General features: G+C 69.4%; 28 protein-coding genes. 17 read left to right on the top strand and 11 right to left on the bottom strand.

All coding sequences use genetic code 11. From position 1 onward, the window contains the following. Window positions 1-120 precede the first annotated feature (120 nt). Window positions 121-663, top strand: a complete 543-nt coding sequence (locus J7I44_RS03090) for a hypothetical protein (RefSeq protein ID WP_209615547.1) — start codon at window positions 121-123, stop codon at window positions 661-663. Between the two features lie 273 nt (window positions 664-936). After that, entirely contained in the window at window positions 937-1,551 is a 615-nt protein-coding gene (locus J7I44_RS03085; RefSeq protein ID WP_209615544.1) for an OmpA family protein, read from the top strand. 79 nt (window positions 1,552-1,630) lie between these two features. Here the strand turns inward: J7I44_RS03085 and mfd are convergent, their stop codons facing one another. Further along, the gene (mfd, locus tag J7I44_RS03080; protein ID WP_245187882.1) at window positions 1,631-5,101 is read right to left on the bottom strand and encodes a transcription-repair coupling factor; all 3,471 of its coding nucleotides are present in this window, start codon (window positions 5,099-5,101) and stop codon (window positions 1,631-1,633) included. Window positions 5,102-5,395: 294 nt separating this feature from the next. On the opposite strand from mfd, the gene J7I44_RS03075 reads away from it, so the two are divergent. The 7 genes from J7I44_RS03075 (at window position 5,396) to J7I44_RS03045 (ending at window position 8,641) form a co-directional block, all read left to right on the top strand. Beyond that, the gene (locus tag J7I44_RS03075; protein ID WP_209615540.1) at window positions 5,396-5,587 is read left to right on the top strand and encodes a KGG domain-containing protein; all 192 of its coding nucleotides are present in this window, start codon (window positions 5,396-5,398) and stop codon (window positions 5,585-5,587) included. Window positions 5,588-5,703: 116 nt separating this feature from the next. After that, window positions 5,704-6,255, top strand: a complete 552-nt coding sequence (locus J7I44_RS03070) for a DUF3558 family protein (RefSeq protein WP_209615538.1) — start codon at window positions 5,704-5,706, stop codon at window positions 6,253-6,255. Between the two features lie 60 nt (window positions 6,256-6,315). Next, window positions 6,316-6,690 carry a YciI family protein gene (locus tag J7I44_RS03065; RefSeq protein WP_209615536.1) on the top strand — a complete coding sequence of 125 codons (375 nt, stop codon included), beginning with the start codon at window positions 6,316-6,318 and terminating at the stop codon, window positions 6,688-6,690. 319 nt (window positions 6,691-7,009) lie between these two features. Continuing rightward, entirely contained in the window at window positions 7,010-7,165 is a 156-nt protein-coding gene (locus J7I44_RS03060) for a DUF3309 family protein (RefSeq protein ID WP_209615534.1), read from the top strand. Between the two features lie 64 nt (window positions 7,166-7,229). Further along, window positions 7,230-7,961, top strand: a complete 732-nt coding sequence (locus J7I44_RS03055) for an HAD family hydrolase (RefSeq protein WP_209615532.1) — start codon at window positions 7,230-7,232, stop codon at window positions 7,959-7,961. A gap of 10 nt (window positions 7,962-7,971) precedes the next feature. Continuing rightward, window positions 7,972-8,424 carry a putative toxin-antitoxin system toxin component, PIN family gene (locus J7I44_RS03050; protein WP_209615529.1) on the top strand — a complete coding sequence of 151 codons (453 nt, stop codon included), beginning with the start codon at window positions 7,972-7,974 and terminating at the stop codon, window positions 8,422-8,424. A gap of 28 nt (window positions 8,425-8,452) precedes the next feature. Beyond that, complete coding sequence (locus J7I44_RS03045) at window positions 8,453-8,641, top strand: CPXCG motif-containing cysteine-rich protein (protein WP_209615525.1); 189 nt, start codon at window positions 8,453-8,455, stop codon at window positions 8,639-8,641. A gap of 508 nt (window positions 8,642-9,149) precedes the next feature. On the opposite strand, the gene pncA is transcribed toward J7I44_RS03045, so the two are convergent. Then, entirely contained in the window at window positions 9,150-9,791 is a 642-nt protein-coding gene (gene pncA, locus J7I44_RS03040; protein ID WP_209615522.1) for a bifunctional nicotinamidase/pyrazinamidase, read from the bottom strand. A 113-nt stretch (window positions 9,792-9,904) separates the two neighbouring features. Between pncA and J7I44_RS03035 the strand changes: the two genes are divergently transcribed. Beyond that, window positions 9,905-10,273, top strand: coding sequence for a hypothetical protein (locus J7I44_RS03035; protein ID WP_209615520.1), 369 nt, complete (start codon window positions 9,905-9,907; stop codon window positions 10,271-10,273). Window positions 10,274-10,344: 71 nt separating this feature from the next. On the opposite strand, the gene J7I44_RS03030 is transcribed toward J7I44_RS03035, so the two are convergent. From J7I44_RS03030 to J7I44_RS03020, 3 genes are all read right to left on the bottom strand, one after another. After that, window positions 10,345-11,748 carry an FAD/NAD(P)-binding protein gene (locus tag J7I44_RS03030; protein WP_209615517.1) on the bottom strand — a complete coding sequence of 468 codons (1,404 nt, stop codon included), beginning with the start codon at window positions 11,746-11,748 and terminating at the stop codon, window positions 10,345-10,347. Between the two features lie 23 nt (window positions 11,749-11,771). Continuing rightward, complete coding sequence (locus J7I44_RS03025; RefSeq protein ID WP_209615514.1) at window positions 11,772-12,344, bottom strand: cupin domain-containing protein; 573 nt, start codon at window positions 12,342-12,344, stop codon at window positions 11,772-11,774. Window positions 12,345-12,433: 89 nt separating this feature from the next. After that, a complete protein-coding gene (locus tag J7I44_RS03020; RefSeq protein ID WP_209615511.1) occupies window positions 12,434-13,093 on the bottom strand; it encodes an energy transducer TonB in 660 nt (219 codons plus the stop codon). A 191-nt stretch (window positions 13,094-13,284) separates the two neighbouring features. Here J7I44_RS03020 and J7I44_RS03015 point away from each other — a divergent pair, with 191 nt between their 5' ends. Further along, a complete protein-coding gene (locus J7I44_RS03015) occupies window positions 13,285-13,719 on the top strand; it encodes a hypothetical protein (RefSeq protein WP_245187896.1) in 435 nt (144 codons plus the stop codon). Window positions 13,720-13,811: 92 nt separating this feature from the next. Beyond that, the gene (gene trhA, locus J7I44_RS03010; RefSeq protein WP_209615506.1) at window positions 13,812-14,477 is read left to right on the top strand and encodes a PAQR family membrane homeostasis protein TrhA; all 666 of its coding nucleotides are present in this window, start codon (window positions 13,812-13,814) and stop codon (window positions 14,475-14,477) included. A gap of 421 nt (window positions 14,478-14,898) precedes the next feature. On the opposite strand, the gene J7I44_RS03005 is transcribed toward trhA, so the two are convergent. The 6 genes from J7I44_RS03005 to J7I44_RS02980 form a co-directional block, all read right to left on the bottom strand. Then, window positions 14,899-16,674, bottom strand: coding sequence for a DUF885 domain-containing protein (locus tag J7I44_RS03005; RefSeq protein ID WP_209615504.1), 1,776 nt, complete (start codon window positions 16,672-16,674; stop codon window positions 14,899-14,901). Window positions 16,675-16,743: 69 nt separating this feature from the next. Further along, on the bottom strand, window positions 16,744-17,223 hold the full coding sequence (locus J7I44_RS03000) for a DUF456 domain-containing protein (RefSeq protein WP_209615501.1): 480 nt from the start codon (window positions 17,221-17,223) through the stop codon (window positions 16,744-16,746). Window positions 17,224-17,288: 65 nt separating this feature from the next. After that, window positions 17,289-18,062 carry an alpha/beta hydrolase family protein gene (locus J7I44_RS02995; RefSeq protein WP_209615498.1) on the bottom strand — a complete coding sequence of 258 codons (774 nt, stop codon included), beginning with the start codon at window positions 18,060-18,062 and terminating at the stop codon, window positions 17,289-17,291. Further along, window positions 18,049-19,191, bottom strand: coding sequence for a DUF3182 family protein (locus J7I44_RS02990; RefSeq protein WP_209615495.1), 1,143 nt, complete (start codon window positions 19,189-19,191; stop codon window positions 18,049-18,051). Before J7I44_RS02990 ends, J7I44_RS02995 begins: the two co-directional genes overlap by 14 nt. Window positions 19,192-19,341: 150 nt before the next feature. Further along, on the bottom strand, window positions 19,342-19,719 hold the full coding sequence (locus J7I44_RS02985; RefSeq protein WP_209615492.1) for a DUF3182 family protein: 378 nt from the start codon (window positions 19,717-19,719) through the stop codon (window positions 19,342-19,344). 208 nt (window positions 19,720-19,927) lie between these two features. Beyond that, on the bottom strand, window positions 19,928-20,704 hold the full coding sequence (locus J7I44_RS02980) for a ferredoxin--NADP reductase (RefSeq protein WP_209615489.1): 777 nt from the start codon (window positions 20,702-20,704) through the stop codon (window positions 19,928-19,930). Between the two features lie 159 nt (window positions 20,705-20,863). Between J7I44_RS02980 and J7I44_RS02975 the strand changes: the two genes are divergently transcribed. The 5 genes from J7I44_RS02975 to J7I44_RS02955 all read left to right on the top strand — a co-directional run bounded on the left by J7I44_RS02975 (window position 20,864) and on the right by J7I44_RS02955 (window position 25,025). Next, window positions 20,864-21,496, top strand: coding sequence for a TMEM175 family protein (locus J7I44_RS02975; RefSeq protein ID WP_209615486.1), 633 nt, complete (start codon window positions 20,864-20,866; stop codon window positions 21,494-21,496). A 17-nt stretch (window positions 21,497-21,513) separates the two neighbouring features. Then, window positions 21,514-22,497, top strand: coding sequence for a tRNA dihydrouridine(20/20a) synthase DusA (gene dusA / locus J7I44_RS02970; protein WP_209615482.1), 984 nt, complete (start codon window positions 21,514-21,516; stop codon window positions 22,495-22,497). A gap of 74 nt (window positions 22,498-22,571) precedes the next feature. After that, entirely contained in the window at window positions 22,572-22,877 is a 306-nt protein-coding gene (locus J7I44_RS02965) for a PepSY domain-containing protein (RefSeq protein ID WP_209615477.1), read from the top strand. Continuing rightward, window positions 22,877-23,569, top strand: coding sequence for a response regulator transcription factor (locus J7I44_RS02960; RefSeq protein ID WP_209615474.1), 693 nt, complete (start codon window positions 22,877-22,879; stop codon window positions 23,567-23,569). The genes J7I44_RS02965 and J7I44_RS02960 overlap by 1 nt, the downstream gene beginning before the upstream one ends. Window positions 23,570-23,648: 79 nt before the next feature. Continuing rightward, the gene (locus J7I44_RS02955; protein ID WP_209615471.1) at window positions 23,649-25,025 is read left to right on the top strand and encodes an ATP-binding protein; all 1,377 of its coding nucleotides are present in this window, start codon (window positions 23,649-23,651) and stop codon (window positions 25,023-25,025) included. The last annotated feature ends 55 nt before the right edge of the window (window positions 25,026-25,080 follow it).

The following is a 25,080-nucleotide window of genomic DNA, read 5'->3' as shown; positions in this document are numbered from 1 at the left end:
GTTAGATACCTGTAATGCGCAAGCTACGACGGTGGCGACGAGCCCGCTGGTGCCCTTCGACGCTGCCCTGACAGCCGTCGCGCGAGACTTTCTCACATGCAAAGCCGAGGGAAAGATGCCATGGGCAACCAACACGACGAGCGCGGCCGCGAGGCGATCGGAGGTCCGATGGCCCCCGACGCCGAGGGCAAGACCGCCGGATCCAACACGCAGAGCCAGGGTGGGATCAGCCACAAGGTGGCGCAGGCCGCGCGCGAGGAGTTCGACACCGCCGCCGGCCTGCCCGGTGGACTGCCGCGCGTGGATCCTCCCGGCCTGTCGCTGGACCAGGGCGGCCCGGCGCACAAGGGCAGCGTCGAGCAGGGTTTCAGCGGCGACGACGGCGGGCACGTCGCCAGTGACAGCACCGGCGTTCCGGCCTCGCGCAACCCGGGTGCCGCCGCCGACCTGGGTGCGCAACAGGACCAGCGCGTGCACGGCATGCCGCGCGACCCAGCCGATCGCACCACTGGCGCGGACTCGCCCAACCGCGGCGGCACCGCCGGCTCGCCCGGTGGGCCGGCGCGCATGGCGTCGGCGCACATGCCGGGGCAGGAGTCCGACGAGGGTGTCATCCAGGGCGGCCAGAGCGGCAACGACGCGCAGCGCGACCAGCAGATCTGACCTGCGGCGGGGCGCGCGTGCCCGGAGCCGGGTGCCGGGCTGAGGCCGCCAGGCAGCGCCCCTGGCAGCCGCGCTTTACCACAATCTCCACATTCCTAAACCGACGGATGTCCCCCCGCGTGCCCTCGCGCACGTTTGGGCGTCCGAGTCAGGAAACATCAAGGTAGCGGGCAACCGGGGGTGCTACGGTCCGAAGCTCTGGGCCGACACGGTTGGTGGTTGTCCGAAGGGCAGGCACCCGCCAAGGGCTCGCTCATGAAGGAGAAGGCGCACATGGTCAATTCGACATTCCGGTGGGCCGCGGGGTCGCTGATGGTTACGGCGATCGCGCTTGGCGGTTGCACCAACTACGTGAAGAAGGCCGATTACGACGCCGCGATTGCCGAACTGCGCGCCAACGACCAGAAGCAGCAACAGCAGCTCGACTCGCTGACCCAGGAGATGCAGCAGCGCTTCGCCAAGTACGACGCGCAGATCTCGCAGATGGCCGGCCGCGTGCGTCTGGACACCGCCGCGCACTTCGCCTTCAACGATGCGACCCTGCGCGACGAAGACAAGCCACTGCTGGACGATTTCGCCAAGGTCGTCGGCCAGCACTATCCGGACGCCGTGATCACCGTGGAAGGCTTCGCCGACCCGGCCGGCTCGGCCAGCTACAACCGTCGCCTCGGCGAGCGCCGTGCCAAGGCGGTGCGCGACTACCTGGTGCAGAGCGGCCTGTCCGCCGACCACCTGCGTGCGGTCAGCTACGGCGAGGCGAGCGATCGCCAGGTCGAGCGCGGCCAGACCCGTGAGGCGGGCGCCTCCAATCGCCGCGTGACGCTGGTGGTGGATTTCGCCGGGCAATCGAGCGGTGATTCGTCGATGTCCCCGGGCACGACTGGCTGATCCGGCCTGACCCGGTCTCCACGCGGGGACCGGGTCCCGCCCACCTTTTGCGCGTCCTTGCGGTGGGCCGAAACCCACCCTACGAGAGGTCCGCTTCCGGTCGACGCGCGCCCAGGCGCACCAGCAGCTCCTCCGCCGCGCGCATGACGTCCTCCGGATCGCCAAGATCCAGCGTCACGACGAGCCGGTCCTCGCCCTCGCGCGCATAGACCTCTGGCTGGCTCTCGACCAGGCGGTCGAGCGCCGCGGCATCGAGCGCGCTATCGCGGCCAACCACCAGCGCGCCGCCACCGTGGTCCATATCCATCCGTGCGATGCCCAGCGAATGGGCCATCAGGCGCAGCCGCGCCAGCGCGAACAAGCGCGCGGTAGGCTCGGGCAACAGGCCGAAACGGTCGACGAGTTCCACCTCCAGCGCGTGCAGCGCCTCCTCGTCCCCAGCACCGGCGATGCGCTTGTACGGTGCCAGGCGCGTGGGGACATCGGACACGTAGTCTTCCGCGATCAGCGCCGGGAGATGCAGTTCGATGGCGGTGTCGCCGCGGGTGAGGTCGACCTGAGGTTCCCCGCCCTCCTTCAGCGCGCGCACGGTGCGCTCGAGCAGCCGCGCGTAGACACCGAAGCCGACGGCCTGGATCTGTCCCGATTGCTCCTCGCCCAACAGCTCGCCGGCGCCGCGGATCTCCAGGTCGTGCGCGGCCAGCGCAAAGCCCGCGCCCAGCTCCTCCTCGGCCGCGAACGCGTCCAGCCGCCGACGCGCCTCGTCGGTCATCGCCTCCGGATCGCCGATCACCAGATAGGCATAGGCCCGCCGCGTGGAGCGACCCACGCGGCCGCGCAATTGCTGCAGCTGCGACAGGCCGAAATGCTCCGCGCGATCGATCACGATGGTGTTGGCGCCGGGGATGTCGATGCCGGTCTCGATGATCGTGGTGCACACCAGCACGTTGTAGCGGTGCCGCTGGAAGGCGCCCATCACCTGTTCGAGTTCGCCCGCCTTCATCTGCCCGTGTGCCACCGCCAGGCGGGCCTCGGGCACCAGCGTGCGCAGTTCGGCCGCCACGCGCTCGATGCTCTCCACTGCGTTGTGCAGGAAGTAGGCCTGCCCGCCGCGCGCCAGCTCGCGCCGAAGGGCCTCGCGGATCACCGCCGGATCCCGCGGCGTGACCGTGGTGCGCACCGCGATGCGCTCGGTCGGTGGGGTGGCGATCAGCGACAGATCGCGCAGGCCGCCCAGCGCCATGCTCAGCGTGCGCGGGATCGGCGTGGCGGTCATGGTCAGTACATCGACCTCGCTGCGCAGCTGCTTGAGGCGTTCCTTCTGGCGCACGCCGAAGCGTTGCTCCTCGTCGATGATCACCAGCCCCAGGTCGCGGAAGCGGACGTCCGGCTGCAACAGCTTGTGGGTGCCGATGAGGATGTCCAGGCGGCCCTCGGCCAGGCGCTCGAGCGTGGCATCGAGCTTCCTGCCGGAGCGGAAGCGCGAGATCGCCTCCACCGTCACCGGCCAGCCCTCCAGGCGCTCGACGAAACTGCGGCAGTGCTGCTGCGCGAGCAGGGTGGTCGGCACCAGCACGGCAACCTGCTTGCCGGCGCTGGCCACCGCGAACGCTGCGCGCAGCGCGACCTCGGTCTTGCCGAAGCCGACGTCGCCGCAGATCACCCGGTCCATCGGGCGCGGCCCGGCCAGGTCGGCGAGCACGGCGTCGATGGCGGCGCGTTGGTCGGGGGTTTCGTCGTACGGGAAATCGGCGGCGAAGTCGGCCAGCTGGCGGCGGTCGATCGCCAGCGGCGGGCGGCTGCGCGCCTGCCGCGCGGCTTGCAGCGCGAGCAGCTCGGCGGCGGCGTCGCGCACGTCCTGGGCCGCCTTGTCGCGCGCGCGCTCCCACGCGCCGCTGCCCAGTGCATGCAACGGCGCGCGGTCGGGCGAGGTGCCGGCGTAGCGACTGACCTGGCCGAGCTGGGTCACCGGGACGTACAGCTTGTCGCCGCCGGCGTACTCGATCGCCAGGAACTCGCCGCTGCTGCCGCCCGGTTCCATCACCTGCAGGCCGCGATAGCGCCCGACGCCGCTTTCCACGTGCACCACCGGCTCGCCGTCGCGCAGTCCGGCCAGTTCGCCGCGCGGCGCGAGCCGTCCAGCTTCGCCCCGGGCCCGGCGCGGGCGGCGTGCCCGCAGTCCGTAGAGCTCGCGCTCGGTCAGCACGGCGAGCGACGGCTGCGCGAGGGTGAACCCGTGCTCCAGTGGCGCGACCGTGATGGCGGGCGGCCGCTCCCTGCGCAGGGCGAGGAAGGCGGGCCAGGTGGCGACCTTCCGCGGCGCATGGCCGACGGCGGTGAGTGATTCGGCCAGTGCATCGCGACGCCCGGGCGAATCGGCGGCAATCAGTACGGACCCTTCGTATGCGTCGAGGAAGCCCGCCAGCGTGTCTTTCCCGCTGCGGGTACGCGCCACGCTGAGCTGCGGCGCCGGCGCCGTCGGGTTGTCGGCTGCATCGACATCGACATCGACATCGACATCGACATCGACATCGACGTGGACGCGCGGCAGCCTCGCCAGCCGCGCCTGAAGTTGCTCCGGGTCCAGGTACAGCGCCTGGGGCGGCAACAGCGGACGTATCCGCGCGTCGGCGCGGCGAGCGTGCCGCGCACTGGCCTCGTCCCACAGCGCGCGGGCCGACGCCAGGGTGTCCGGCAGCAGCACGAACAACGGCTGGCCGGGCAGGTAGTCGAACAGCGTGGCGGTTTGCTCGAAGAACAGCGGCAGCCAGGATTCCACACCGGCCGGTGCCGTGCCTTCGCGCATGTCGCGGTAGAGCGGGCACGCCTGCGGATCACCGTCGATGTGACCGCGCAGGTGGGCCCGGAAGCGCCGTACCGCCTCGCCATCGAGCGGGAACTCGCGTGCGGGCAGCAACGCCAGGTGCGCCACGGTCTGTTGCGATCGTTGGGTGTCGGGGTCGAGCGCCTGGATGGACGCGATCGAACCCCCCGCGAAGCGGACGCGGAACGGTTGCGCGGCGCCGGTGGGATGGACATCCAGCACGTGGCCGCGCAGCGCGACGTCGCCCGGATCGCTCACCTGCGGCACGCGCCGGTAGCCGACCGCCTGCAACCGGCGAGACGCTTCGGCCGGGCTCAGCGCGTCGCCGCTGTCCAGCGACACGCCGGTCGCCAGGTAGGACGGTGGGGCGATGCGCTGCGCCAGCGCGGTCACCGGTACCACCAGCAGGCCACGCTCGAGCGTCGGCAGTTGCCCCAGCGTGGCGATGCGTTGGGACACGATGCGCGGATGCGGGTTGAACTCGTCGTAGGGCAGTGTCTCCCAGTCCGGGAAATGCAGCACCGGCAGCGTGCCGGCGAAAAACGTCAGTTCCTCCTCCAGCGACCAGGCGCGTTGGGGATCGTCGGCGATCAGCACGACCAGGCCCTCGTGTGCCTGTGCGGCGAGCACGGTCCACAGCGCCAGTGCGCTTCCTTGCGGCAATGGCCAGCGACACGGGGCACGAGCGGATCGCGGAAGCGGTGGCGTCGGGATCGTCCGGGGCATGGCTCGTCTACTCACTCGTTCGGCACCCCCTTGCGGGAGCCCGCTTGCGGGCGATGCTCTCGCTCGTTGTGCATCGACGGTCGAAAAGCATCGCCCGCAAGGAGCGCGTGTGGGCTGGGGGACAGGAAAGGGGACGCACTGCTTATGCGGTGGCCGCCGCGCAACCAACGTGAACGCAAGGCTGTGGAGGAGCCCGTTGATTCGCAGCTAAGGGGTTCTTTATGGGCCGCTCGCTAGTGTGGACAGCGTTCGCCAGCTGGGCGGACTTTCCTTCCAAACGACAGGAGAAACGCCATGAGTGACGACAAGCGCGGTTTCGCATCGATGGACGAAGACAAGCAGCGTGCGATTGCCAGCAAGGGCGGCAAGGCCGGTGGTGGCGATCACGCCACGCACGAAGAACATGTGCGCGCCGGCAAGCAGAGCAGCGGCGGCACGCACGAGCAGCACGTCAAGGCCGGCCAGCAGAGCCACAAGAACGACTGATCCCGCTTCGGTCCATTGCCATTGCGAAGGGCGGCCCTCGGGTCGCCCTTCGCTTGTCCGGCAGGCATCCGTCTATGATCGCCCGGCCGCGACGTGCGGCTTGGGGAGAAGCACCGATGAAGCGTTTGCAGATGGTTCTGCTGGGTGGCCTGCTGCTGGCCGGTTGCTCGTCGCACGACCAGTCCACCGATACCACCGCCAGCACGTCGACGCCGTCCGCACCGGCGATGGCCGACCAGCCGCTGGACCTGTGCCAGCTGATGCCCGTGGCCGACGTGGCCGCCATCCTGCAGGCCAACGGTGCCGACACCGTGACCGAGCAGAAGGCGGGCGCGGGCGGCATGTGTTCCTACCTGCACCAGCCGGAGCCGGGTGACTACCGCGCCAAGCTGTTGATCGACTTCACCCGCATGGCCTCGCCCGAGCAGGCCGCCCAGGCGCTGGCCGCCCGCCGCGAGGACTTCACCGGCCGCGGCATCGGCGTTACGCCGGTGCCAGGGCTGGGCGACGAGGCCTTCCTTGCCGAAGCCGAAGGGGCCGCCGGTCTCAAGCTGCGTGTGGGCGCCTACCAGGGCCAGATCAACCTGCGCGTGGGCGAGCGCGATCCGGCCTCGCTGCGCCCGGCCGTGCTGGCACTGGGCAAGCAGGTGGTGGCACGCCTGCACTGAGGCTGCACCGGGTGACGGGGCCGGCCATAATCGGCCGTCCCCACTCGCCGGAAGCCGCCCATGAAATTCCTGATGATGGTGTACGTCGACGACGCCCTGCTGCAGGCCCTGCCCGAAGGCGAGTTCGACACGCTCATGCGCGGTTGCCTTACGCATGCCGACGAACTGCGCGCGGAGGGCTGCGTGCTCGACTCGCAACAGCTCGAGCCGCCCGCGACCGCCCGCTCGTTCCGTGTGCGCCAGCAGCGCACCACCGTGTTCGACGGGCCGTTCGCGGAAACCAAGGAATACCTGGCCGGCTTCAACCTGATCGAGGCGGACGATCTCGATCATGCGATGCGTATCGCGCGGGCTTTCCCGTGGGCGCGCATCGGTGCGATCGAAGTGCGTCCGGTGCGCGACATGGACGTGGTGCGCCGGCGCGTGGGCGCCTGAAACGCCGGTCAAAAAAAAGCCGCGTCCTGCACTTGGGACGCGGCCATGAAAAAACCGAGCCACTGCCAGGCAGATCGGATACCCGCGGCGGAGGACCGCAAGGCCCGGCAACGATAGGCGGTGGCTGTCTCAGGAATTCGGACGCCCCCAGCGCCGGGCCGTCATTCGCCATTGGCGCCCGTTTCACTGTTCGTCGACCTTCGCCGCCAGGGTGTGGCCGGCTGTTCAGCGTCTGCACGTTTCCCGCTCCGCCGGCTCACACACCCTGAACGGGTGTGGCGCGCACGATGCAAGCACTCTCAACGGCAAGGAGTAATACATGCTGATTACCATCCTGGTCATCCTGGTGATCCTCGCGCTGCTCGGCCTGCCGACCTGGGGCTACTCGCGCTCGTGGGGCTACGGCCCCAGCGGAGGCCTGGGCCTGATCATCGTGATCGTGATCGTGCTTTGGCTGCTGGGCGTCTTCCACTGACGTCCTGAGGCCACGTGTGCGCCGTGCGTGGGAGAATGGGCAGTTCCCACCACGGCCCGCACCCATGCTCGAACTGATCGGATTCGACGGCGACGACACCCTCTGGCACAGCGAGGGCTACTACCAGGCCGCCGGCGCCGAGTTCCAGCGGATCCTCGCCCGCTATATCGACGTTGCCGACAGCCAGGTCCAGGCGGGCATGCTGGCGACCGAACGGCGCAACCTCGCACTGTTCGGCTACGGCGCCAAGGGCATGACGCTGTCAATGGTCGAAACCGCCATCGCCATGACCGACGCGCGCATCGAGGCGCGCGACATCCACCGCATCGTGCAGCTGGGCAAGACGGTGCTCGAACACCCGGTGGAGTTGCTGCCCGGCATCCGCCAGGCGGTCGAGGCGGTGGCCGCGCGGCACGCGATCGTGCTGATCACCAAGGGCGACCTGTTCCACCAGGAGAAGAAGGTTGCCGAGTCGGGCCTGTCGGACCTGTTCCGCCGCATCGAGATCGTGTCGGAAAAGAACGAGCGCACTTACCGCCGCGTGCTGGGCGAGTTCGACCTTTCGCCGGCGCAGTTCGCGATGGTCGGCAACTCGCTGCGTTCGGACATCGAGCCGGTGCTGGCGCTGGGTGGCTGGGGCGTGCACATGCCCTACCACGTGACCTGGGCGCACGAGCTGGAGACGGGCTTGAGCGGCGAGGAGGAGCGCATGGTCAGCGTGGACGGGCCTGCCGGCATCCCGGCAGCAGTCGCCCGCCTGGGCGAACATGCCGCCGCGCCGCTCGCGGCCCCCTGAGGACAGCGCCATGCCGCCGCGCGTGGTGCTGGACACCAACGTCTGCCTGGACCTGTTCGTATTCGATGACCCGCGCTGCGAGCTGTTGGCCGCCGCCCTCGCCAGCGACGCCGTCGAGGCGGTCACCGCCGCGGACTGTCGCGACGAATGGCTGGCCGTGCTGGGCTATCCGCAACTGGCGCTGGATGCAGCCGGGCGCGAGCGCGCCGTGCTGGCGTTCGACCGACGGGTGCGCGCGCTGCCGACCGTCCCGTGCGATGTCCGGCTGCCGCGTTGCGCCGACCGCGATGACCAGAAATTCCTGACCCTGGCCGCTGCTGCCGGCGCTCGCTGGCTGCTAAGCCGCGACAGTGCCTTGCTCGAGCTCGGGCGCCGCACGCTGCGCGATGCCGGCTTTGCGATCCTCACGCCGGAACAATGGTCACTGCAGCACGCTTGCCCCGCGCGCCGCGTCCGCTTGTAGAAGCGCGGCCATCGGCTCAGAGGTGCCCATGCTGACCCCCGCTGACGTGTCCTGCCCCTACTGCGGCGAGCGGATCGAGCTGCTGCTCGATGGCTCGGCGGGCGAACAGGCCTACATCGAGGACTGCCCGGTGTGCTGCCGGCCCATCGGTGTGCACGTCAACGTGGACCCGGAGGGTGAGCCGCGGGCGACGGTGTCGGGCGAGAACGAGGCTTGAGCGTCAAGCGAAGCACGCGCGTCAGCGCTCTCTTGCTTGCCGGACCGGATTAACGTCGCGTCTCAGGGGGAGGAAGCCTCGCTTCCATCGACGCCATTCCCGCGGTCGGATCGACGCCTGGAAAATCGAGGGCTCCGGGTGCGTGCGCTGCAGCTGGGTCGCTTGCTCTCGGAGGAGCTGCCGCCGCTTTACCGCGGGCGCTCGGTAGCTGAGGCAAGGGAGGCACCCGGCGGGTCTGCCGGTGCCGGCACGACCGCCGCACCTGGCTCCCTCTCCCCTCCGGGGAGAGGGTTGGGGTGAGGGGCCGGGGCTCGCGGGGATGCTTCCCGCATGGGGCTCTGGTTCTGGCTCTTGCACGGCTCTGCGCGACCTGGCTCGCCTGCCGCGGGTTTCCGAGCACCACAGGCGCTCGGAAGCTCTCGCACTCAGCCAACAAAGTCACGAAGAGACAACGCAAGAACGACAAGCAAAGCCCACGCCGCAGAGGGCAGCTTGCGGCAAGCGCGACTTACTCCAACTGCTCCTGCGGGGGACTGGGCAAGCCAAGTGTCGCGCGGGTGGCGTCGTCGCTCGCGGGCGTCACCGGTCGCGTCAGCTCCCACAGCATGTGTGCGCGGAAGCCCAGCGCCAGCGCATCCTGTACCGTCCACAGCACGCATACGTCGCGCGCCAGCCCACACACGTGCACCTCGGCCACACCGCGCTCGCGCAGCCAGCCGGCCAGGCCGGTCGGTGGGCGGGTGCCGCCGGGTCCGTGGTTTTCGCGGAACGCGCTGTAGGAGTCGACCGCCGGGTCGGTGCCCTTGCGCACGATCAGGTCCAGCGATGTCCAGTCGATCGACGGGTGCAGCGCCGCGCCTGGCGTTCCGGCCACGCAATGCACCGGCCACAGGGTCTGTGGTTGGCCGTGCAGGGTGATCTGCGCGAACGGCGTCCGATCTGCATGGTTGGCGGCGAAGGAGACGTGCTCGCGCGGATGCCAGTCCTGCGTGGCGACCACGTGGCGATAGCGGCGCGCGCGCAGCAGGGCGTCGATGCCGGGCACGATGGCGTCGCCTTCGTGGCAGGCCAGCGGCCCGCCCGGCATGAAGTCCGGCTGCACGTCGACGACGATCAGGGCGGTATCGGACGGATGGTTCGCGTGGCTCATCAGGAAAGTGTAGTGGGTCACTGTCGGCGCGCACGCTGGAAAGAGGATGCGTGGCCACGGGCAGCGGCAGGAGCGCACCCGGCATAATGCGCGTCCACCAATGGCGGACGACGATGCATTACGACCAATCCTGGATGGGCTACGGCTGGATCGGCGGGCTGCAGGCGGGCCTGATCGCGGCAGTGGTCGGTGCGTTGCTGTTCCTGCTGTTCCGCTGGCGTACGCGCGAGGCCTGGAGCCATGGCGCGCAGATGGGATGGGCCTACGTGCTGGGTGTCGCGCTGGCCGGCAGCGGCGATCTGGCCGACCTTTTCTACTTCAACTACGCGCGCCTGCAATCGGTGCAGTTGCTGCGCGCAAAGCTGGCCGAAGTGCACGACCCCGATGGCCTGGGCACGCGCGTGCTGTGCGAGTTGGCCGGCGTGGCGGTCGGCATCGCGCTCGCCTGGATGGCCAGCCAGTGGACCACGCGACGCAAGTGAGCAGGGCGGGCCTCAGCTCACCGCCCTGGGTGGTGGGTGGCATGGTGGGCTGAAGCCCATCCTGTGCCGCTTCAACCGGCCTGCGAAGCAAGCCGCCGCCGTGCAGGCGCGGCGGCCGGTTCCAGCATCTGCGAGGCCAGCACGCGCGCCTGCAGCTGGATCTCCGGCATCGCGATCGATTCCCAGCGCGCGCCGCGCATGAGGCTGCCGATGCCGAACAACCGTGGCCACGGCGTGCCGTCGTGACACAGGCGGCCGTCCGGCGTGGCCTGGCAGCCCAGGCCCAGCGGGTCGGGCGTGACGTGGCCGTTGGTGACCATCTGGCGCATCAGCGGATGGAGCGTGTTGCGCACGTCGGTGTCCAGCCCGATGGTCTGGATCGCCAGGTCGGCGAGCAGCGACGAACGAACGCCGGCGTGCCATGCCTCAAGCTCGACGTGCCCGCCCCGTGACCGCGCGGCGGTGACGCGGCCGCGGACCCGCCTGAGCCGGCCTTCGCGTTCGAGCGCCAGCACCTGCCGTTCGACCTGTGGCGGCATGCGGTGGCGCGCGCGTTCCCACGCCCAGCGGGCGTGTCGAAGGAAGCGCGCGCGTTCGGCCAGCGGCAGCGCCTCCCACAGTTGATGGGTGGACGGGCGCAGGCTGTCGATGACCACGCGCCAGTCGTCGCCGGCGGCGATCGCCTCACGCAACAGGTGCAGCCAGCGGCGGATCTCGGGGGCGTCGTGCATGGCCTCGACCAGCGCGCCACCGTCATCGTCCGGCACGGTCGATACCGGCAGGTGCGCCGCCGGCAGACGGCCGTGGCGGGAGACCGCGGTGAAGTGCGTATCGGGCCAGCGATCGGCCAGATCCAGCAACACATCGATGGCGGTCAGGCCGAGGCCGACCAGCGCGACCTCGCGCGGCGCCGTGTGTGGGCCGCTCGAGGCCAGAAACGACCAGGGGTCGACAACGTAGCGACCTTCAGCCAGCAGCGCCGTTTCCACGCCATCGAGCGGCCGCACCGGCAATGCGCCGATGGCCAGCACCGCCGCATCGACGCGACTGGCGCGCTCGCCCTGGACCACGGTCACGCCGTCGATCTCGGGAACCAGCGCATCGGCCGCGAACGGCACCACGCGCACGTCGACGCCACGGCTGCGCGACTGGGCCAGGGCGTTGGCCGCTTGATCTTCCAGGTAGTCGCCGTACCACCGCCGCGGCAGGAAATCGGTGCCCGCGACCTGCGTATCGGCGCGCTGGGCGAAGTCCAGGAAGCCACGCGGGCGGCGCGAAAACATGCCCATGGTGGCGGCGCGCACGTTGAGCAGATGGCGCGGCGAGGTCGTTCCGTAGGCGATGCCGCGACCGGGCTGCGCCGCGCCGCCGGTGTACCAGTCCAGGTGCAGCGGAGCACTGGCGCGATCCACCAGTTCGGTGAGAAGGGCGACGGCGGCGGCACCGCCGCCAACGATGGCGACCCGTCGGAACATGGCGGCTCTCCGGTGGCCGGCGCTCAGCCCGGCAGCGGTCCGGCGATGGCCGGTCGCGAGGGGGGCATCCGCTGCCGGGTGGAAGGGGGCGGGGCATAGGCCAGGCCGGCGCCGGGGGCGCCCCCGAAAAGATGCAGGCTGAGCGCAGCTTCGCGCCCGGAAAGATTGCGGCAACGATGCAGGCGCGACTGGTCGGCGTCGAACCACAGTGCGTCGCCGGGCCCGAGCCAGTGGCGCCCGTGCGCCAGCGGTTCGCCGCCGTCGCTCTGGCGCCGCCAGGCTTCGACTTCCAGCGCGCCGTGCAGCGGAATCTCCAGGCCCCAGCGCGCGCCATGGTCGTGCAGCGAGGAAACGTGGTTGGCCGGCCAGGCGATCAACAGCAATTGCAGTGGCGCACTACCGGTTCGCAGCGGGCGGATGCGCGGGCCGCCGGGGCCCGTCCGCACGCGGCTGGCCAGGGTGGTGAAAGCTTCCGTATGAAGACGGACCACGCTGCCCAGTTCGCGGGCGAGGGCGGCCAGGTCGGGGTGCTCCCCTCGGCAGTGCGCCAGCGCGATGTGGCGCAGCGCCTTCAAGGTTTGCCTGTGGTTTGCCATGGCAGGACCGTACGAAGAACGGCGCCCAGTGGAGCATGGGCGCCGTTAAGCAGTCGTAACCCTTCAGTGCGCGATGCTGGGCGGCTTTTCTACAGTTTGCGCAGCTCGAAACTCACCGGCACGCGCGCCCAGGCGCGCACCGCGTGGCCCTCCACGCTGGCCGGCTGGAAACGCCAGCCCGCCAGCACTTGCGCGCGGGCGCTGCGGTCGAGCAAGGGGTAGCCGCTGCTCCGCTCGACGATCACATCCACCGGCTTGCCCGCTTCATCCACCAGCACCCGCAGCAGCACGGTGCCGTGCATGTGCTGGCGGATCGCCTGGGCAGGAAAGACCAGCGGCGCGCTGCGGTAGGCCAGGCTGGCTTCGACAGGCTCGCCCGGTACGGCAAATGGCGTCGAGCCCACCGCAGGTGGCGCGATGGTGGGCACGTGGATCGGCGGTGCTGCGACCGAACCTTCGTCGCTGATGTGCAGCGTGGTGGCGATCGGCGGCGCCACGTGCACGGGCGTGTGCCGCGTGACCGGCACAATGGCCGGCAGCGGCGGTGTCTCTACCGGCTTGGGTTTGGGCGGGATGAAACGCGCGCTCAACGATGGTGCCTCCAGGCGCGGCAGGGCCAGTGGCGGCAACGGCCGGGTGGCGGCGATGAATACGGTGAGGTTGATGGCCATCGCCGCGCTCAACGCGGTGATGCGGACCAGATCGGGCTGGGCGTGCGTGCGGGATGAAGCCAGGACTGCGGACGACATGGGCGATCCTCCTGTGCTCGTGGCGCAGGCACGCTGCCTGGGGTCGAGGGACTGGGGCAGAGGGAATCGTGCCGACGCGATACCAGCCTAGGCCTGCTTCTCGCCCCTGCGCAAGCATTCCCGCCGCCGCGCGCTTTGCCGCACAATCGACCGGCGCGGCCGCGGGGGCCGAAAGGGAGGCAATCATGACGATGTGGAAGCAACTGGGCGCACTGGCGCTACTGGTGGCCGGATTGACGCTCATGCCGGGTCCTGCCCATGCGGGTGAGATCTCCTGCAAGATGACCTTCTCGCTGTCGGGTTGGTCGGTGTTCTACAAGACCGCCAAGGGGACCGGCACCGTCCGCTGCAGTAATGGGCAGACCATGCAGGTGAAGCTTCGTACCAAGGGCGGCGGGCTGACCTTCGGCAAGACGCATATCGAGGACGGCATCGGCAAGTTCACCGGGGTATACGACATCCACGAGGTGCTGGGTCATTACGCCAATGCCGAGGCGCACGCCGGCGCCGGTGAGTCGGCCGGTGCGCAGGCGCTCACCAAGGGCAACGTCGGCCTGGCGCTCAGCGGCAAGGGCGAGGGCTGGAACCTGGGCGTGTCGTTCGGTGCGTTCATCATCGAGCAGTAAAAAAAAGGCTTGGACGTCCAGACGTCCGTCGCAAGACAGTACGCGCGGGTATGGTAAGGTCGCCGTCCGGCCTTTCCGTCCAGGAGCCTGCCATGCCCGCGCCTTCCGCCGTCAGCCCGCCGCGCTACCGTTTCGGTGACGAACTGGCCAGCACGCTGATCCACGGCGTCGGCATCCTGCTCAGCATCGGCGGACTGGCGACCCTGGTGGCGTTCGCCGCGCTGCGCGGCGATGCGCGGGCGGTGGTGGCATGCGCGGTGTTTGGTACCACGCTGATCCTGCTCTATACCGCCTCGACCCTTTACCACGCGATCCCCGGAGAGTTGCCGCGGCGGGTACTGCGTACGCTCGACCACATCGCGATCTTCCTGCTGATCGCCGGTACCTATACGCCATTCACGCTGATCGTGTTGCCAGGGGCGTGGGCCTGGGGATTGTTCGGCTCGATCTGGGCGCTGGCGCTGGTCGGCAGTGCGTTGGAGCTTGGGCTGTTGCGACGCATCCAGACGCGTTGGCTGGCGGTGTCGATTTATGTGGCGATGGGTTGGGTTGCGCTGGTGGCGTTCGAGCCGTTGCGCACGCATCTGGCGCCGGGTGGGCTGGTGTTGCTGATCGCCGGCGGGGCGACCTACACGCTGGGCGTGCCGTTTTATCTGTGCAAGCGGTTGCCGTTCCATCACGCGGTGTGGCACGGGTTCGTGCTGGCCGGCAGCGTGCTGCATTACCTGGCGGTTTTGTTGTACGTCATTCCCGACTGAGCGCTCCGCTTTTCCTGCTCCCTCTCTCTCCTCCAGGAGAAAGAGCGGCGCAACTTCGCACGCTCCAGCCTCAATCCCAGGTGTGGCAGGCGATCGGAAGCCCGCGGCGGGCGCGCCAGGTTGCGCGGAGGCCACGCAAGGACGACAGAAACGAATCGCCCAGGCCGGGACATTCCCGCGAGCCCCGGCCCCTCACCCGACCCTCTCCGCGGAGGGGAGAGGGAGCGGAGCAACTTCGCACGTGGGGACATTCCCGCGAGCCAGCCTTCACCCGACCCGCCCCCCGGCAACCCGAAGGTGACCCTCGATTACAACGCGCCCCTGCGGACCGTTGGGTCAAGCAGTGCGATCCTTGCGCCCGAGTTGCAGGCGACCCTCCCATTCCACCCCGCGGTGCCAGGGAGGGCGCTCTGTCGCGCCGTCAGTGCTTCTGCTTCTGTTGCGGAACGAACTGGGTCTTGACCGCTTCGGCCAGTTGCGCCGGTGGCAGCAGGCCCTGGCCGATCACGAAGTCGTTGAAGGCCTTGCGGTCGAATTTGTCGCCGAGCGCCAGCTCGGTCTCCAGTCGCAGCTGCTGCAGGCGCAGGTAGCCGTAGAAATACGCCGTGGCCTGGCCGGGGCTGTTGAAGGTGTAGCGATCCAGTTCCTGGCGGGCCATGGCCTCGGAGAGGCCGACGTCGTGGGTGAGCACGTCGTGTGCGCGCTCGCGGGTGATCAGCCCCAGGTTGAGCATGGGATCGAGGTAGGCGCGGGCGGCGCGCATCAGGCGGGCCTGCAGGGCGGCGAACTGGCCGGCCGGCGGCTCGTAGGGGAGCATCTCGGACTCGGCATATAGCGCCCAGCCTTCCACGTTGACGCTGTTGAAGGCGAACAGGCTGCGCGCCAGCGAGACGCCGCGCTCGACCATCGCGGCGAACTGCAGTTCGTGGCCGGGGCGGCCTTCGTGCGCGGTCAGCGTCCAGGCGGCCGCCTTGAAGGTGAAGTCGTCGTAGGCCTGGCTGTTGTCCTTGCCGTTGCCGGGGTTGCCCATGGTCAGCACGAAGGTGCCGCGCTCGCCGTGGTTGTTCAGGAACGGCGGCGGGTCCATGTGCGGTGCCGGCACCTGCGCGGCTTCGGCCTCGGAGGCCAGGCGCATCTGCATCTGCCGCTTGGGCAGCGTGACGATGGCCTGGTCGCGGATGGTGTCTTCGATGTGGCCGAGCACCTGGTGGTACCAGGGCTCGACCTGGTCGCGGGTGAGCTGCTGCTTCTTCAGCGCCTTGAGCACGTCGCGGTAGTCGGTCGCGTCGATGCCTTCGGCCTTGGCGACCACCGGCGCCAACGCCTGCATCATGCCGCGCAGCTCCATGAACTCGAGCTCGGCCTGCTTCATTAGTTGCTCGGGCGGGATATCGATGCCGACCTGCTTGAGGCTGTACGCGTACAGCGGTTCGGGCAGGCGGAAGTCGGTGCGTGCGCGCGGCAGCACGGTGCTGCGCACCCAGGCGTCGTACTCCTTCAGTTGCTTGTCGAGCGCGTCCAGTGCGGCCTTGCCCTCGGGCGTGTCGAGCTTGTACTTGGCGAACAGCTGGCGGATACCTTCGACGTAGCGCGGGGTGTTGGCGAGCTTCTGCTCGATCTCGCCCTTGTACGGTCCCAGCAGCGATGTCTCGCTAAGTCGCGCCGTGGTCAGCGCCTTGGCCTGCTCGGTGATCGGCGTGCAGCCGGGGGCCTTGCCGACGTAGCACTGAAGACGCGCGAGCGCGGCCGGGTGGCGCGTGGCGTCGACGTCGTCCTTCAGCAGCGCGAACTCGCCGCTGAAGATCAATGAGCCGATGTCGTTGTAGGGCAGCAGGTATTTGTGGTTGAGGTCGATGCCTTCGATCTGCTGGGCGGTGGCCTCGATCATGATGTCGAGGTCCTCGCGCACGTTCGGATCTTTCTCCACCGCGAGCAGTTTTTCGAGTTTGCCCTTGGCCTCCACCAGCGCCGCCCGTGAGCGTTCGTCGACACCGGGCCTGAGGTCCGCAACTTTGGTGTCGTAGCCGGGTACGCCGACCTGGGTGGCGAATTCGGGGCTGAAGCGGGCGATCGTGTCCAGCAATACCTTGGCGTCGGCGTTGCTGCGCTGGACCCAGGTGTCGGGTGCGGCCTGCGCGTGGAGCGATCCGGCGGTGGCCAGCGTGGCGGCGAGGGCGAGGGCGAGGCTCTTGCGCATGGGGCGCTCCTTCTTGGGTGATGGCGCAGCGTACGCGGGCGTGGTTGAGGCGTGCCTGTGCCTTAAGGTCTAGAGCAGCATGGCCAGGCCGAACAGGCCGACCATCAGGAACGAAATCACCAGTTTGACCAGCGTGCCGGCGAGCAACCCTATCCAGGTGCCCGCGCCGACGTGGGCCGAGCGCAACACGCTGGTGCCGGCCGAAAGCTCGCCCACCAGCGCGCCGACGAACGGGCCGAAGATCAACCCGGGAATGCCCAGGAACATGCCCACCACGGTGCCGATGGTGGCGCCCCATAGCGCACGCGCACTGGCGCCGACCCGCCTGGCCCCCATCGCGCCGGCGACGAAGTCCACCAGCACGCCGAGCGCGCCGAGCGCGCCGATCACCAGCAACCAGGCCAGGCCCAGGTGGCGGTAGCCATCGACCGCGGCGACCAGCCAGATGCCGCCGAAGATCATCGGGATGCCCGGCAGGATCGGCAGCACGGTGCCGGCGAGGCCACCGAGGATCAGCAATGCGGCGAGCAGGTAGAGCGCGATTTCCATCAGGCGGGTTCCAGAGGGGGCGGACCCAATGTGCAGGCGTTCATCCGTGTGGACAAGCGCCGGCCCTATGCAGGGCGAGGCGGGGCCTGGCCGGGAGCGCCGCCGGCGCGGGCGCCGAACACCATTTCGGTGGTCCAGCCAAGCAGCATCGAGGTATAGGCGCGCTGGCAATCGGGACTGGAGAGCGCATGGTCGGCCTCGTCGATGATCCGGTAGGTCACCGAATGGCTGCGCCGGAATGCGTTGCGGTAGCTGACGATGGCTGGATGGGGGACCAGATGGTCGTGGCCCGATTCGACGATGAGCACGTCACCGCGGAAATCGCTGCAGGCGCGCAGCGCGCGGTTGTCGTCCGGTTCGAGCACGCGGCTGCGGTAAGCGTCCAGTTGTGCGCGTGGCAGCGAGCGCTTGGGTTTGTCCCAGTCGTCGTCCGCGTAAAGCGCCGGCACCCGCAGGGCGAGCCACTTGACCGGGCGCAGCGAGGTGAGGATCGAGGCGAGATAGCCTCCGTAGCTGGCGCCGACGACCAGGATCGCATCGGGATCGACGTGCGGCTGCAAGCGCAGGTGGTCGTAGGCGGCGACGACGTCGGCGAGGTTCTGCTCGCGGGTGACGGTCTGGCGCAGGGCCTCGGTACGCACGTGGCCGCGCATGTCGAAGGTCAGGCAGATGCAGCCCAGTGCGGCGATCTGCTGGGCGCGGCCCAGGTCGCGTGCGCGGCAGCCGCCCCAGCCATGCACGAACAGCACGCCGGGGATGGTCGAGCCGGGGGCGAGCACGGTGCCGGCGATGCGCGTGCCGTCGACGGCGATGTCGGTGTCTTCGCTACGTGTCGTCATCGTCCTCCACCACGGTGAACTTCAGCAGCGGACCGACCGCGGGGTCGGTGCCGTGGAACAGCACGGTGGCGCCGGGCGGCGGTTCGGTATCGCTCCCGTAGCGTTCCTCGGTGCGCACGCCGAGCCAGCGGCGGCCCGGTTCGTCGCGCAAGCGCAACAGCGCGGCGGCCTCCGCGCCGCTGGCGCCGCCGATACGCCAGGACGACTCCAGTACGCCGGCGTGCGCGTGGCCGCGGTGGTCCTTGCCTTGCACCACGTCGTAGTTGCGGCGCGAGGCGAACATGCGCGGGAAGCACTGCCGCGCGGCCTCGTCGTAGAGCTGTGCCTGCGCGGCCGCCTCGCGGACCGGCGGCGGCAGCGGTTCGCGCAGCAACGCGTCGAAGCCACCGCGATGCACGCGCAGGCTGGAGCCGCCGTAGGCCACCTCGCCGGCGTTGTCGCGGGTCAGCCACTGGGTGCCGTAGTAGGCGATGGTGTGGTGATCCACGCGCACCTGGCCCACGCTCCAGGTGGTCAGGTCGAGCAGGTCGGTTTCCAGCACCAGGCCGTCGCTGGCGAACGCGTCCTCGTCGACGTCGGCGACGATCGCGTCCAGCTCGCCGATGTCGCGGGCCACCCGCTGGCCACGACCGGCGTTGCCGTGCGCCGGCTTGATGCGTACCGGGCCCAGGTGCAGCAGCGCGCGCCCCGCGCGGCGCGCATCGGCGGGGGCGTAGGCGCTGTAGCCGGGCAGTACCACGGCGCGTACCCGCTCGGCGAACGTCGCGGACCAGCCCTGCGGCACGCGCGTGGGAGCGTCGACCAATGGATGGGTGATCGCCTTGGAGGCCACCACGCGATCGGGCACCACACCGCCGAACAGGTCCGAGGCACTGCGGATGCCACAGGCTGCGGCCGAATCCAGCCCGGTCAACACGTCGCCTGGCACGAAGTAGAGCGGGCCGGAATAAGGCTGGCCCGGCACATAGGCACCGGCGAAGTCGTAATGCAGCAGGTCGGCCAGTTGCTGCGCGATGGCTGTGTGCGCGGCCGCCTCGTGGCTGGAATGCGCCGCGTCGCGGCCCACGCCCAACACGACGCTGCCGCGTGCCTGGCCTGGCTGCACTGGGGGCGGGGTGCTGAATGCCACCGGAGTCTCCGCAACGGATCGCCTGCGCGCCGAAGGGTCGGAAGCCTAGTGGTGTCCGTGTGGATGGGCTGTTGAAGCTGTCGGCGGGCTGCCCTGTTCGCCTGTGCGCCGTCACCGCGGACGGGAATGGTTCCGGCGCGGACCCACACCTTAACCGTCCGTCGCGGACCAGCCCTGCGGCACGCGCGTGGGAGCGTCGACCAATGGATGGGTGATCGCCTTGGAGGCCACCACGCGATCGGGCACCACACCGCCGAACAGGTCCGAGGCGCTGCGGATGCCACAGGCCGCGGCCGAATCCAGCCCGGTCAACACGTCGCCTGGCACGAAGTAGAGCGGGCCGGAATAAGGCTGGCCCGGCACATAGGCACCGGCGAAGTCGTAATGCAGCAGGTCGGCCAGTTGCTGCGCGATGGCTGTGTGCGCGGCCGCCTCGTGGCTGGAATGCGCCGCGTCGCGGCCCACGCCCAACACGACGCTGCCGCGTGCCTGGCCTGGTTGCACTGGGGGCGGGGTGCTGAATGCCACCGGAGTCTCCGCAACGGATCGCCTGCGCGCCGAAGGGTCGGAAGCCTAGTGGTGTCCGTGTGGATGGGCTGTTGAAGCTGTCGGCGGGCTGCCCTGTTCGCCTGTGCGCCGTCACCGCGGACGGGAATGGTTCCGGCGCGGACCCACACCTTAACCGTCCCCGTTGCGGAGACGTGCCGTAGGGGGAAGAGGGCGGCCCTGCCGGTGCCTACTTCTCGACGAACGCCCGCTCGATCACGTAGTCGCCCGGTTCGCGCGTGCGCGGCGAGGCCTGGAAGCCGCGCCCGTCGAGCAAGGCGCAGAGGTCGTCGAGCATCGCCGGGCTGCCGCACAGCATCACGCGGTCGGTGCTGGGGTTGAGCGGCGGCAGGCCGGTGGCCTGGCTCATCACGCCATCGACGATGGCATCGGTGATGCGCCCGCGGTGGCGGAACGGCTCGCGGGTGACCGTCGGGTAGTAGATCAGCTTCTCGCGCACCAGTTCGCCGAGGTACTCGTGCTGCTGCAGCTCGCGCTCGAGGTAGTCGGCATAGGCCAGGTCGCTGACCTGGCGCACGCCGTGGGCCAGCACGATCTTCTCGTAGCGCTCGTACGTGGCCGGGTCGCGGATGACACTCATGAACGGCGCCAGCCCGGTGCCGGTGCCGAACAGATAAAGGTTCCTGCCGGGCTTGAGGTCGTCCAGCACCAGCGTGCCGGTGGGCTTGCGGCTGACCACCAGGGGGTCGCCGGGCTTCAGATGTTGCAGGCGCGAGGTCAGTGGGCCGTTGGGCACCTTGATCGAGAAGAACTCCAGGTGTTCCTCCCAGCTCGCACTGGCGATGGAGTAGGCGCGCATCAGCGGACGGCCGTCCACTTCCAGCCCGATCATCACGAACTGCCCGCTCTCGAAGCGGAAGCCGGGATCGCGCGTGGCGCGGAAGCTGAAAAGGCTGTCGTTCCAGTGCCGCACGTCGATCACGTGCTCGGTCGCCAGTGCCACCATGGTCGTTGCGTTCTCTGTCGGGGATGGGGCCCTGGACGAGGCAGGCGCGAGGACCGCGCGCGGGGCAGGGCAACGTCATAGCATAGCGCGGGCACGGCAGGCGTTCGAGCGCGCAAGCGCGGGGGCCGCCGATCACATCGACCAATCCCGGGGGAGACCATGGCCAAGCGCGGCGAACTGCCGGTCGAAGAACATCATGTGGGGCAGCGTCACCTGGACCGGGTGATCATGCTCTCCGACGGCGTGTTCGCCATAGCGATCACGCTCTCGGCCATCGAGCTCAAGCCGACGCTGGTCGCGGGGCACGGCCTGTGGGATGCATGGGCGCGCCCGCTGGTGTTGTACCTGATCAGCTTCGTGCTGACCGGGGGTGTCTGGTTGAACCACCGGCGCATGTTCGCGCACCTGCGCGACATCGACCTGCCGGGTACGGCGCTGAACCTGTTGCTGCTGGCCTTCGTGGCGCTGCTGCCCGTGGCGATCCGCTTCTCGCTGGAGCACATGCAAGAGGATCCGCAGGCGATGCAGGTCTATTTCGTGGGGACCGCCGCGACTTATGTGAGCGCGGCGCTGTTGTGGGCCTACCTCGCGTTTGTGGCGAGGCTGGCGCCTGACTTGGAGCGCCGCGTCGCGCTGGTCTGGCTGCTGCGCCTGCTGATGGCTCCCGCGCTGATCGCCGCCGCCGGTCTGCTGCAGGCCGGGTCGATCATCGCCGCGGCGATTGCAGCGGCCGTGGGCGTGGGCCTGGCGGCGTCGCGGCGCTGGCTCGGGCGCGGGGCCGCCACGGAGTGACCGGCTAGAATACGCGCATGACCGCGCGTCCCGATCCCGTCGATTTCCGCCTGACCGTCGCCCCGATGATGGACTGGACGGACCGGCATTGCCGCTACTTCCACCGGCTGCTGTCGCCCCATGCGCGGCTGTACACCGAAATGGTGACCAGCGCCGCGCTGGTGCGTGGCGGCCAGCTGCGCCTGCTCGAGCACAGCCAGCAGGAGCATCCGGTGGCCCTGCAACTGGGCGGCAGCGATCCGCTCGAGCTCGCGCAGGCGGCGCGGCTGGGCGCGCGGGCCGGCTATGACGAGATCAACCTCAACGTCGGCTGCCCGTCCGACCGCGTGCAGTCCGGCCGCTTCGGCGCCTGTCTGATGCGCGAGCCGGCACTGGTCGGCGATTGCGTGCGGGCGATGCGTGAGGCCGTGGACGTGCCGGTGACGGTCAAGTGCCGCATCGGCGTGGACGACCAGGATGATTACGCCGACCTGCAGCATTTCACCGAAACGATGGTGTCGGCGGGCGTCGAAGTGCTGGTGGTGCACGCGCGCAAGGCCTGGCTCAAAGGCCTGAGCCCGAAAGAAAACCGTGAGGTTCCGCCGCTGGACTACGAGCGGGTGTATCGCCTCAAGCGCGAGTTCCCGCAGCTGGTGGTGGTCATCAACGGCGGTATCACCACGGTGGAAGCGGTGCAGGCCCACCTGACGCAGGTCGACGGCGTGATGCTGGGCCGCGCGGCCTACCACGATCCCTACCTGCTGGCGCAGCTGGAGGCGGCGCTGTACGGCGAGCCGATGCCCTCGCGCGAAGAGGTGCTCGGGCACCTGCGTCCTTACGTGGAGGCGGAGCTCAGGCGCGGTACCGCGCTCAAGCACATCAGCCGGCACCTGCTCGGGCTATACCAGGGCGAGCCCGGCGCGCGCACGTTCCGGCGCGTGCTGAGCGAGGGCGCGCACCTGCCTGGTGCGGGCTGGAGCCTGCTCGAACGGGCCGCCAGCGGCCGCCGGGACGCGGCATGACCCGGCCGGCCAATGTTCAGCCCCGCCCGCCTAGGCTGGTATGCATTTGAATCCGGGCCACCGACTTGCCGACCATGTTTCGCCGACGCCTCCTCGCCTGCCTGCCGGCCCTGCTGCTGCCGGTGCTGGCGCATGCCGCCACACCGCAGGAAAAGACGCCGATGACGCTGGAAGAGGCGGTGGCGAAGGTGCAACAGGACACCGGCGGTAAGATATTGTCGGCTGATCCGCGCAAGTTCGGCCGGCGGACCGAGTACCGCATCAAGGTACTCACCCCGGAAGGCCACGTGCGGACCATCTCGATTTCGTCCGACGCCCCGCGTACGGGCGCGGGCAAACCACCGGCCGGCAACGGCGCAGGCAAGAAGGAGAAACACTGATGCGCATCCTTTTGGTCGAGGACGAGGCGCCCTTGCGCGAGACCCTCGCCGCGCGGCTGAAGCGCGACGGCTTTGCGGTCGACGCCGCGCAGGACGGCGAGGAGGGCATCTACCTGGGCCGCGAGGTCCCATTCGACCTGGCGATCATCGACCTGGGGTTGCCCAAGATGTCCGGCATGGAGCTGGTCAAGGCGCTGCGCGAGGCCGGCCAGCGCTATCCGATCCTGATCCTCACCGCCCGCGGCTCCTGGCAGGACAAGGTCGAGGGTCTCAAGCACGGCGCCGACGACTACCTGGTCAAACCGTTCCACGTCGAGGAACTGCTGGCGCGCATCAATGCGTTGGTCCGCCGCGCCAGCGGCTGGTCCAAGCCGGTGCTCGCCTGCGGGCCGATCAAGCTGGACACCACCGCGCAGACGGTGACGGTCGAGGGCAAGCCGGTCGACCTGACCAGCTACGAGTACAAGGTGCTGGAGTACCTGATGCTGCATGCCGGCGAACTGGTCTCCAAGGCCGACCTCACCGAGCACATCTACCAGCAGGACTTCGACCGCGACTCGAACGTGCTGGAGGTGTTCATCGGCCGCCTGCGCCGCAAGCTCGACCCGGAAAGCGCGCTCAAGCCGATCGAGACGGTGCGCGGCCGCGGCTACCGCTTCGCCATTCCGCGCAGCGACGGCGACGACGACTGAGCCCCGGTCCATGGCCCTGCGGCGGCTCCCGAGCATGCACGCCTTGCGCCGCCCGCAGCCCACGGGCGGTCGCTGATCGATGTTCGCGCCCCGTCCGTTCTCACTGGCGGCGCGCGCGGCCATCGCCACCGGCCTGGTGCTGGCCGGCTTCCTCGGGCTGGTCGGGCTGACGCTCTCGCGGGCCAACCACGAGACCGCGCTCAACAACCTGCACGACCGCCTGCAGAACTACGTGATCGCCTACCTGGCCGGCAGCGAGGTGTCGCGCTACGGCAAGGTGCTGCTGCCCGACGCGCCCCCTGATCCGAGCTTTTCACAGCCCGGATCCGGCCTTTACGCGGTGGTGCTGGGCGACAAGGGTTTTCGCTGGGAGTCGTCCTCGGCGATCGGTCGCGACTTCGCCTTCCTCAAGACGCTGGACCCGGGCGAGAACCGTTTCGCCGGTCCGATCGACACGCGCATGGGCCGGCTCTACTACTACGCGCTGGGCGTGGCCTGGGACGTGCCCGACAAGAAGCCGTTGCGGCTGACCTTCATGGTCGCGCAGACCGAGAGCCAGTTCGAAGGCGAGAACGCGGTGTACAGGCGCACCCTGGTCGGCATGCTGTCGATCCTCGGCGTGATGCTGATCGTGCTGCAGTTGCTGCTGCTGCGCTGGAGCCTGACCCCGCTGCGCAAGGTCGCCACCGACATGGCGCGGGTGGAGCGCGGCAAGAGCGACCATCTGGACAGTCAGTACCCGCTGGAACTGATCCCGCTGACCGACCGCATCAACGCCTTCATCGATTCGGAGCGCGAGCAGCGCACGCGCACCCGCAACACCCTGGCCGATCTGGCGCACAGCCTGAAGACGCCACTGGCGGTGATCCGCTCGCGGCTGGAATCGGTCGGCGACCAGCCCGGCCTGCGCGGCGACGTGCTCGACCAGGTGCGGCGGATGGACGAACTGGTCGCCTACCAGCTCGCCCGCGCTGCCACCTCGGGCCGGCAAACCTTCGCCAGCGCGGTGCCGATCGCCGGCCACGCCGAGGATCTGGTGCGCAGCCTGGAGAAGGTCTACGCGGCCAAGAACGTGCTGTGCGAGTTCGAAATGGACGAGGGCGCGGCGTTCTACGGCGAGCAGGGCGACCTGCTGGAGCTGATGGGCAACCTGCTGGAGAACGCCTTCAAGTGGGCCGGCCACCGTGTGTTGCTGGTGGTCAAGGCGCAGCCGCAGGCCGCTCGCCAGCGTCCCGGATTGTGGCTGAGCGTCGAGGATGACGGCCCCGGCATCGCCGAGGACCAGATCGAGAAGGTGCTCCAACGCGGCGTGCGTGGCGATGAGCGTGTCCAGGGCCATGGCATCGGCCTATCGATCGTGCAGGACATCATCAAGGCCTACCGCGGCGAACTGGTGGTCGACCGCTCGCCCGAACTGGGTGGCGCGCGCTTCAGCGTGAACCTGCCGGCGAGCTAGCGGTGTCCGGCTCCCTTCCGGCGAGCCTGATTGGCGCCGGGTTTTGCGCAGTGAA

Source organism: Frateuria flava, assembly GCF_017837635.1.
GTDB classification, from domain to species: Bacteria; Pseudomonadota; Gammaproteobacteria; order Xanthomonadales; family Rhodanobacteraceae; genus Frateuria_A; species Frateuria_A flava.
The sequence above is the reverse complement of the archived record's forward strand: the minus strand, read 5'-3'. Positions and strand labels throughout refer to the sequence as shown.

What these genes read in the sequence shown, in the direction of transcription:
- J7I44_RS03090 (WP_209615547.1), top strand. Translation starts at nt 121, where the DNA reads ATGGGCAACCAACACGACGAGCGCGGCCGCGAGGCGATCGGAGGTCCG.
- J7I44_RS03085 (WP_209615544.1), top strand. Translation starts at nt 937, where the DNA reads ATGGTCAATTCGACATTCCGGTGGGCCGCGGGGTCGCTGATGGTTACG.
- mfd (WP_245187882.1), bottom strand. Translation starts at nt 5,101, where the DNA reads ATGCCCCGGACGATCCCGACGCCACCGCTTCCGCGATCCGCTCGTGCC.
- J7I44_RS03075 (WP_209615540.1), top strand. Translation starts at nt 5,396, where the DNA reads ATGAGTGACGACAAGCGCGGTTTCGCATCGATGGACGAAGACAAGCAG.
- J7I44_RS03070 (WP_209615538.1), top strand. Translation starts at nt 5,704, where the DNA reads ATGAAGCGTTTGCAGATGGTTCTGCTGGGTGGCCTGCTGCTGGCCGGT.
- J7I44_RS03065 (WP_209615536.1), top strand. Translation starts at nt 6,316, where the DNA reads ATGAAATTCCTGATGATGGTGTACGTCGACGACGCCCTGCTGCAGGCC.
- J7I44_RS03060 (WP_209615534.1), top strand. Translation starts at nt 7,010, where the DNA reads ATGCTGATTACCATCCTGGTCATCCTGGTGATCCTCGCGCTGCTCGGC.
- J7I44_RS03055 (WP_209615532.1), top strand. Translation starts at nt 7,230, where the DNA reads ATGCTCGAACTGATCGGATTCGACGGCGACGACACCCTCTGGCACAGC.
- J7I44_RS03050 (WP_209615529.1), top strand. Translation starts at nt 7,972, where the DNA reads ATGCCGCCGCGCGTGGTGCTGGACACCAACGTCTGCCTGGACCTGTTC.
- J7I44_RS03045 (WP_209615525.1), top strand. Translation starts at nt 8,453, where the DNA reads ATGCTGACCCCCGCTGACGTGTCCTGCCCCTACTGCGGCGAGCGGATC.
- pncA (WP_209615522.1), bottom strand. Translation starts at nt 9,791, where the DNA reads ATGAGCCACGCGAACCATCCGTCCGATACCGCCCTGATCGTCGTCGAC.
- J7I44_RS03035 (WP_209615520.1), top strand. Translation starts at nt 9,905, where the DNA reads ATGCATTACGACCAATCCTGGATGGGCTACGGCTGGATCGGCGGGCTG.
- J7I44_RS03030 (WP_209615517.1), bottom strand. Translation starts at nt 11,748, where the DNA reads ATGTTCCGACGGGTCGCCATCGTTGGCGGCGGTGCCGCCGCCGTCGCC.
- J7I44_RS03025 (WP_209615514.1), bottom strand. Translation starts at nt 12,344, where the DNA reads ATGGCAAACCACAGGCAAACCTTGAAGGCGCTGCGCCACATCGCGCTG.
- J7I44_RS03020 (WP_209615511.1), bottom strand. Translation starts at nt 13,093, where the DNA reads ATGTCGTCCGCAGTCCTGGCTTCATCCCGCACGCACGCCCAGCCCGAT.
- J7I44_RS03015 (WP_245187896.1), top strand. Translation starts at nt 13,285, where the DNA reads ATGTGGAAGCAACTGGGCGCACTGGCGCTACTGGTGGCCGGATTGACG.
- trhA (WP_209615506.1), top strand. Translation starts at nt 13,812, where the DNA reads ATGCCCGCGCCTTCCGCCGTCAGCCCGCCGCGCTACCGTTTCGGTGAC.
- J7I44_RS03005 (WP_209615504.1), bottom strand. Translation starts at nt 16,674, where the DNA reads ATGCGCAAGAGCCTCGCCCTCGCCCTCGCCGCCACGCTGGCCACCGCC.
- J7I44_RS03000 (WP_209615501.1), bottom strand. Translation starts at nt 17,223, where the DNA reads ATGGAAATCGCGCTCTACCTGCTCGCCGCATTGCTGATCCTCGGTGGC.
- J7I44_RS02995 (WP_209615498.1), bottom strand. Translation starts at nt 18,062, where the DNA reads ATGACGACACGTAGCGAAGACACCGACATCGCCGTCGACGGCACGCGC.
- J7I44_RS02980 (WP_209615489.1), bottom strand. Translation starts at nt 20,704, where the DNA reads ATGGTGGCACTGGCGACCGAGCACGTGATCGACGTGCGGCACTGGAAC.
- J7I44_RS02975 (WP_209615486.1), top strand. Translation starts at nt 20,864, where the DNA reads ATGGCCAAGCGCGGCGAACTGCCGGTCGAAGAACATCATGTGGGGCAG.
- dusA (WP_209615482.1), top strand. Translation starts at nt 21,514, where the DNA reads ATGACCGCGCGTCCCGATCCCGTCGATTTCCGCCTGACCGTCGCCCCG.
- J7I44_RS02965 (WP_209615477.1), top strand. Translation starts at nt 22,572, where the DNA reads ATGTTTCGCCGACGCCTCCTCGCCTGCCTGCCGGCCCTGCTGCTGCCG.
- J7I44_RS02960 (WP_209615474.1), top strand. Translation starts at nt 22,877, where the DNA reads ATGCGCATCCTTTTGGTCGAGGACGAGGCGCCCTTGCGCGAGACCCTC.
- J7I44_RS02955 (WP_209615471.1), top strand. Translation starts at nt 23,649, where the DNA reads ATGTTCGCGCCCCGTCCGTTCTCACTGGCGGCGCGCGCGGCCATCGCC.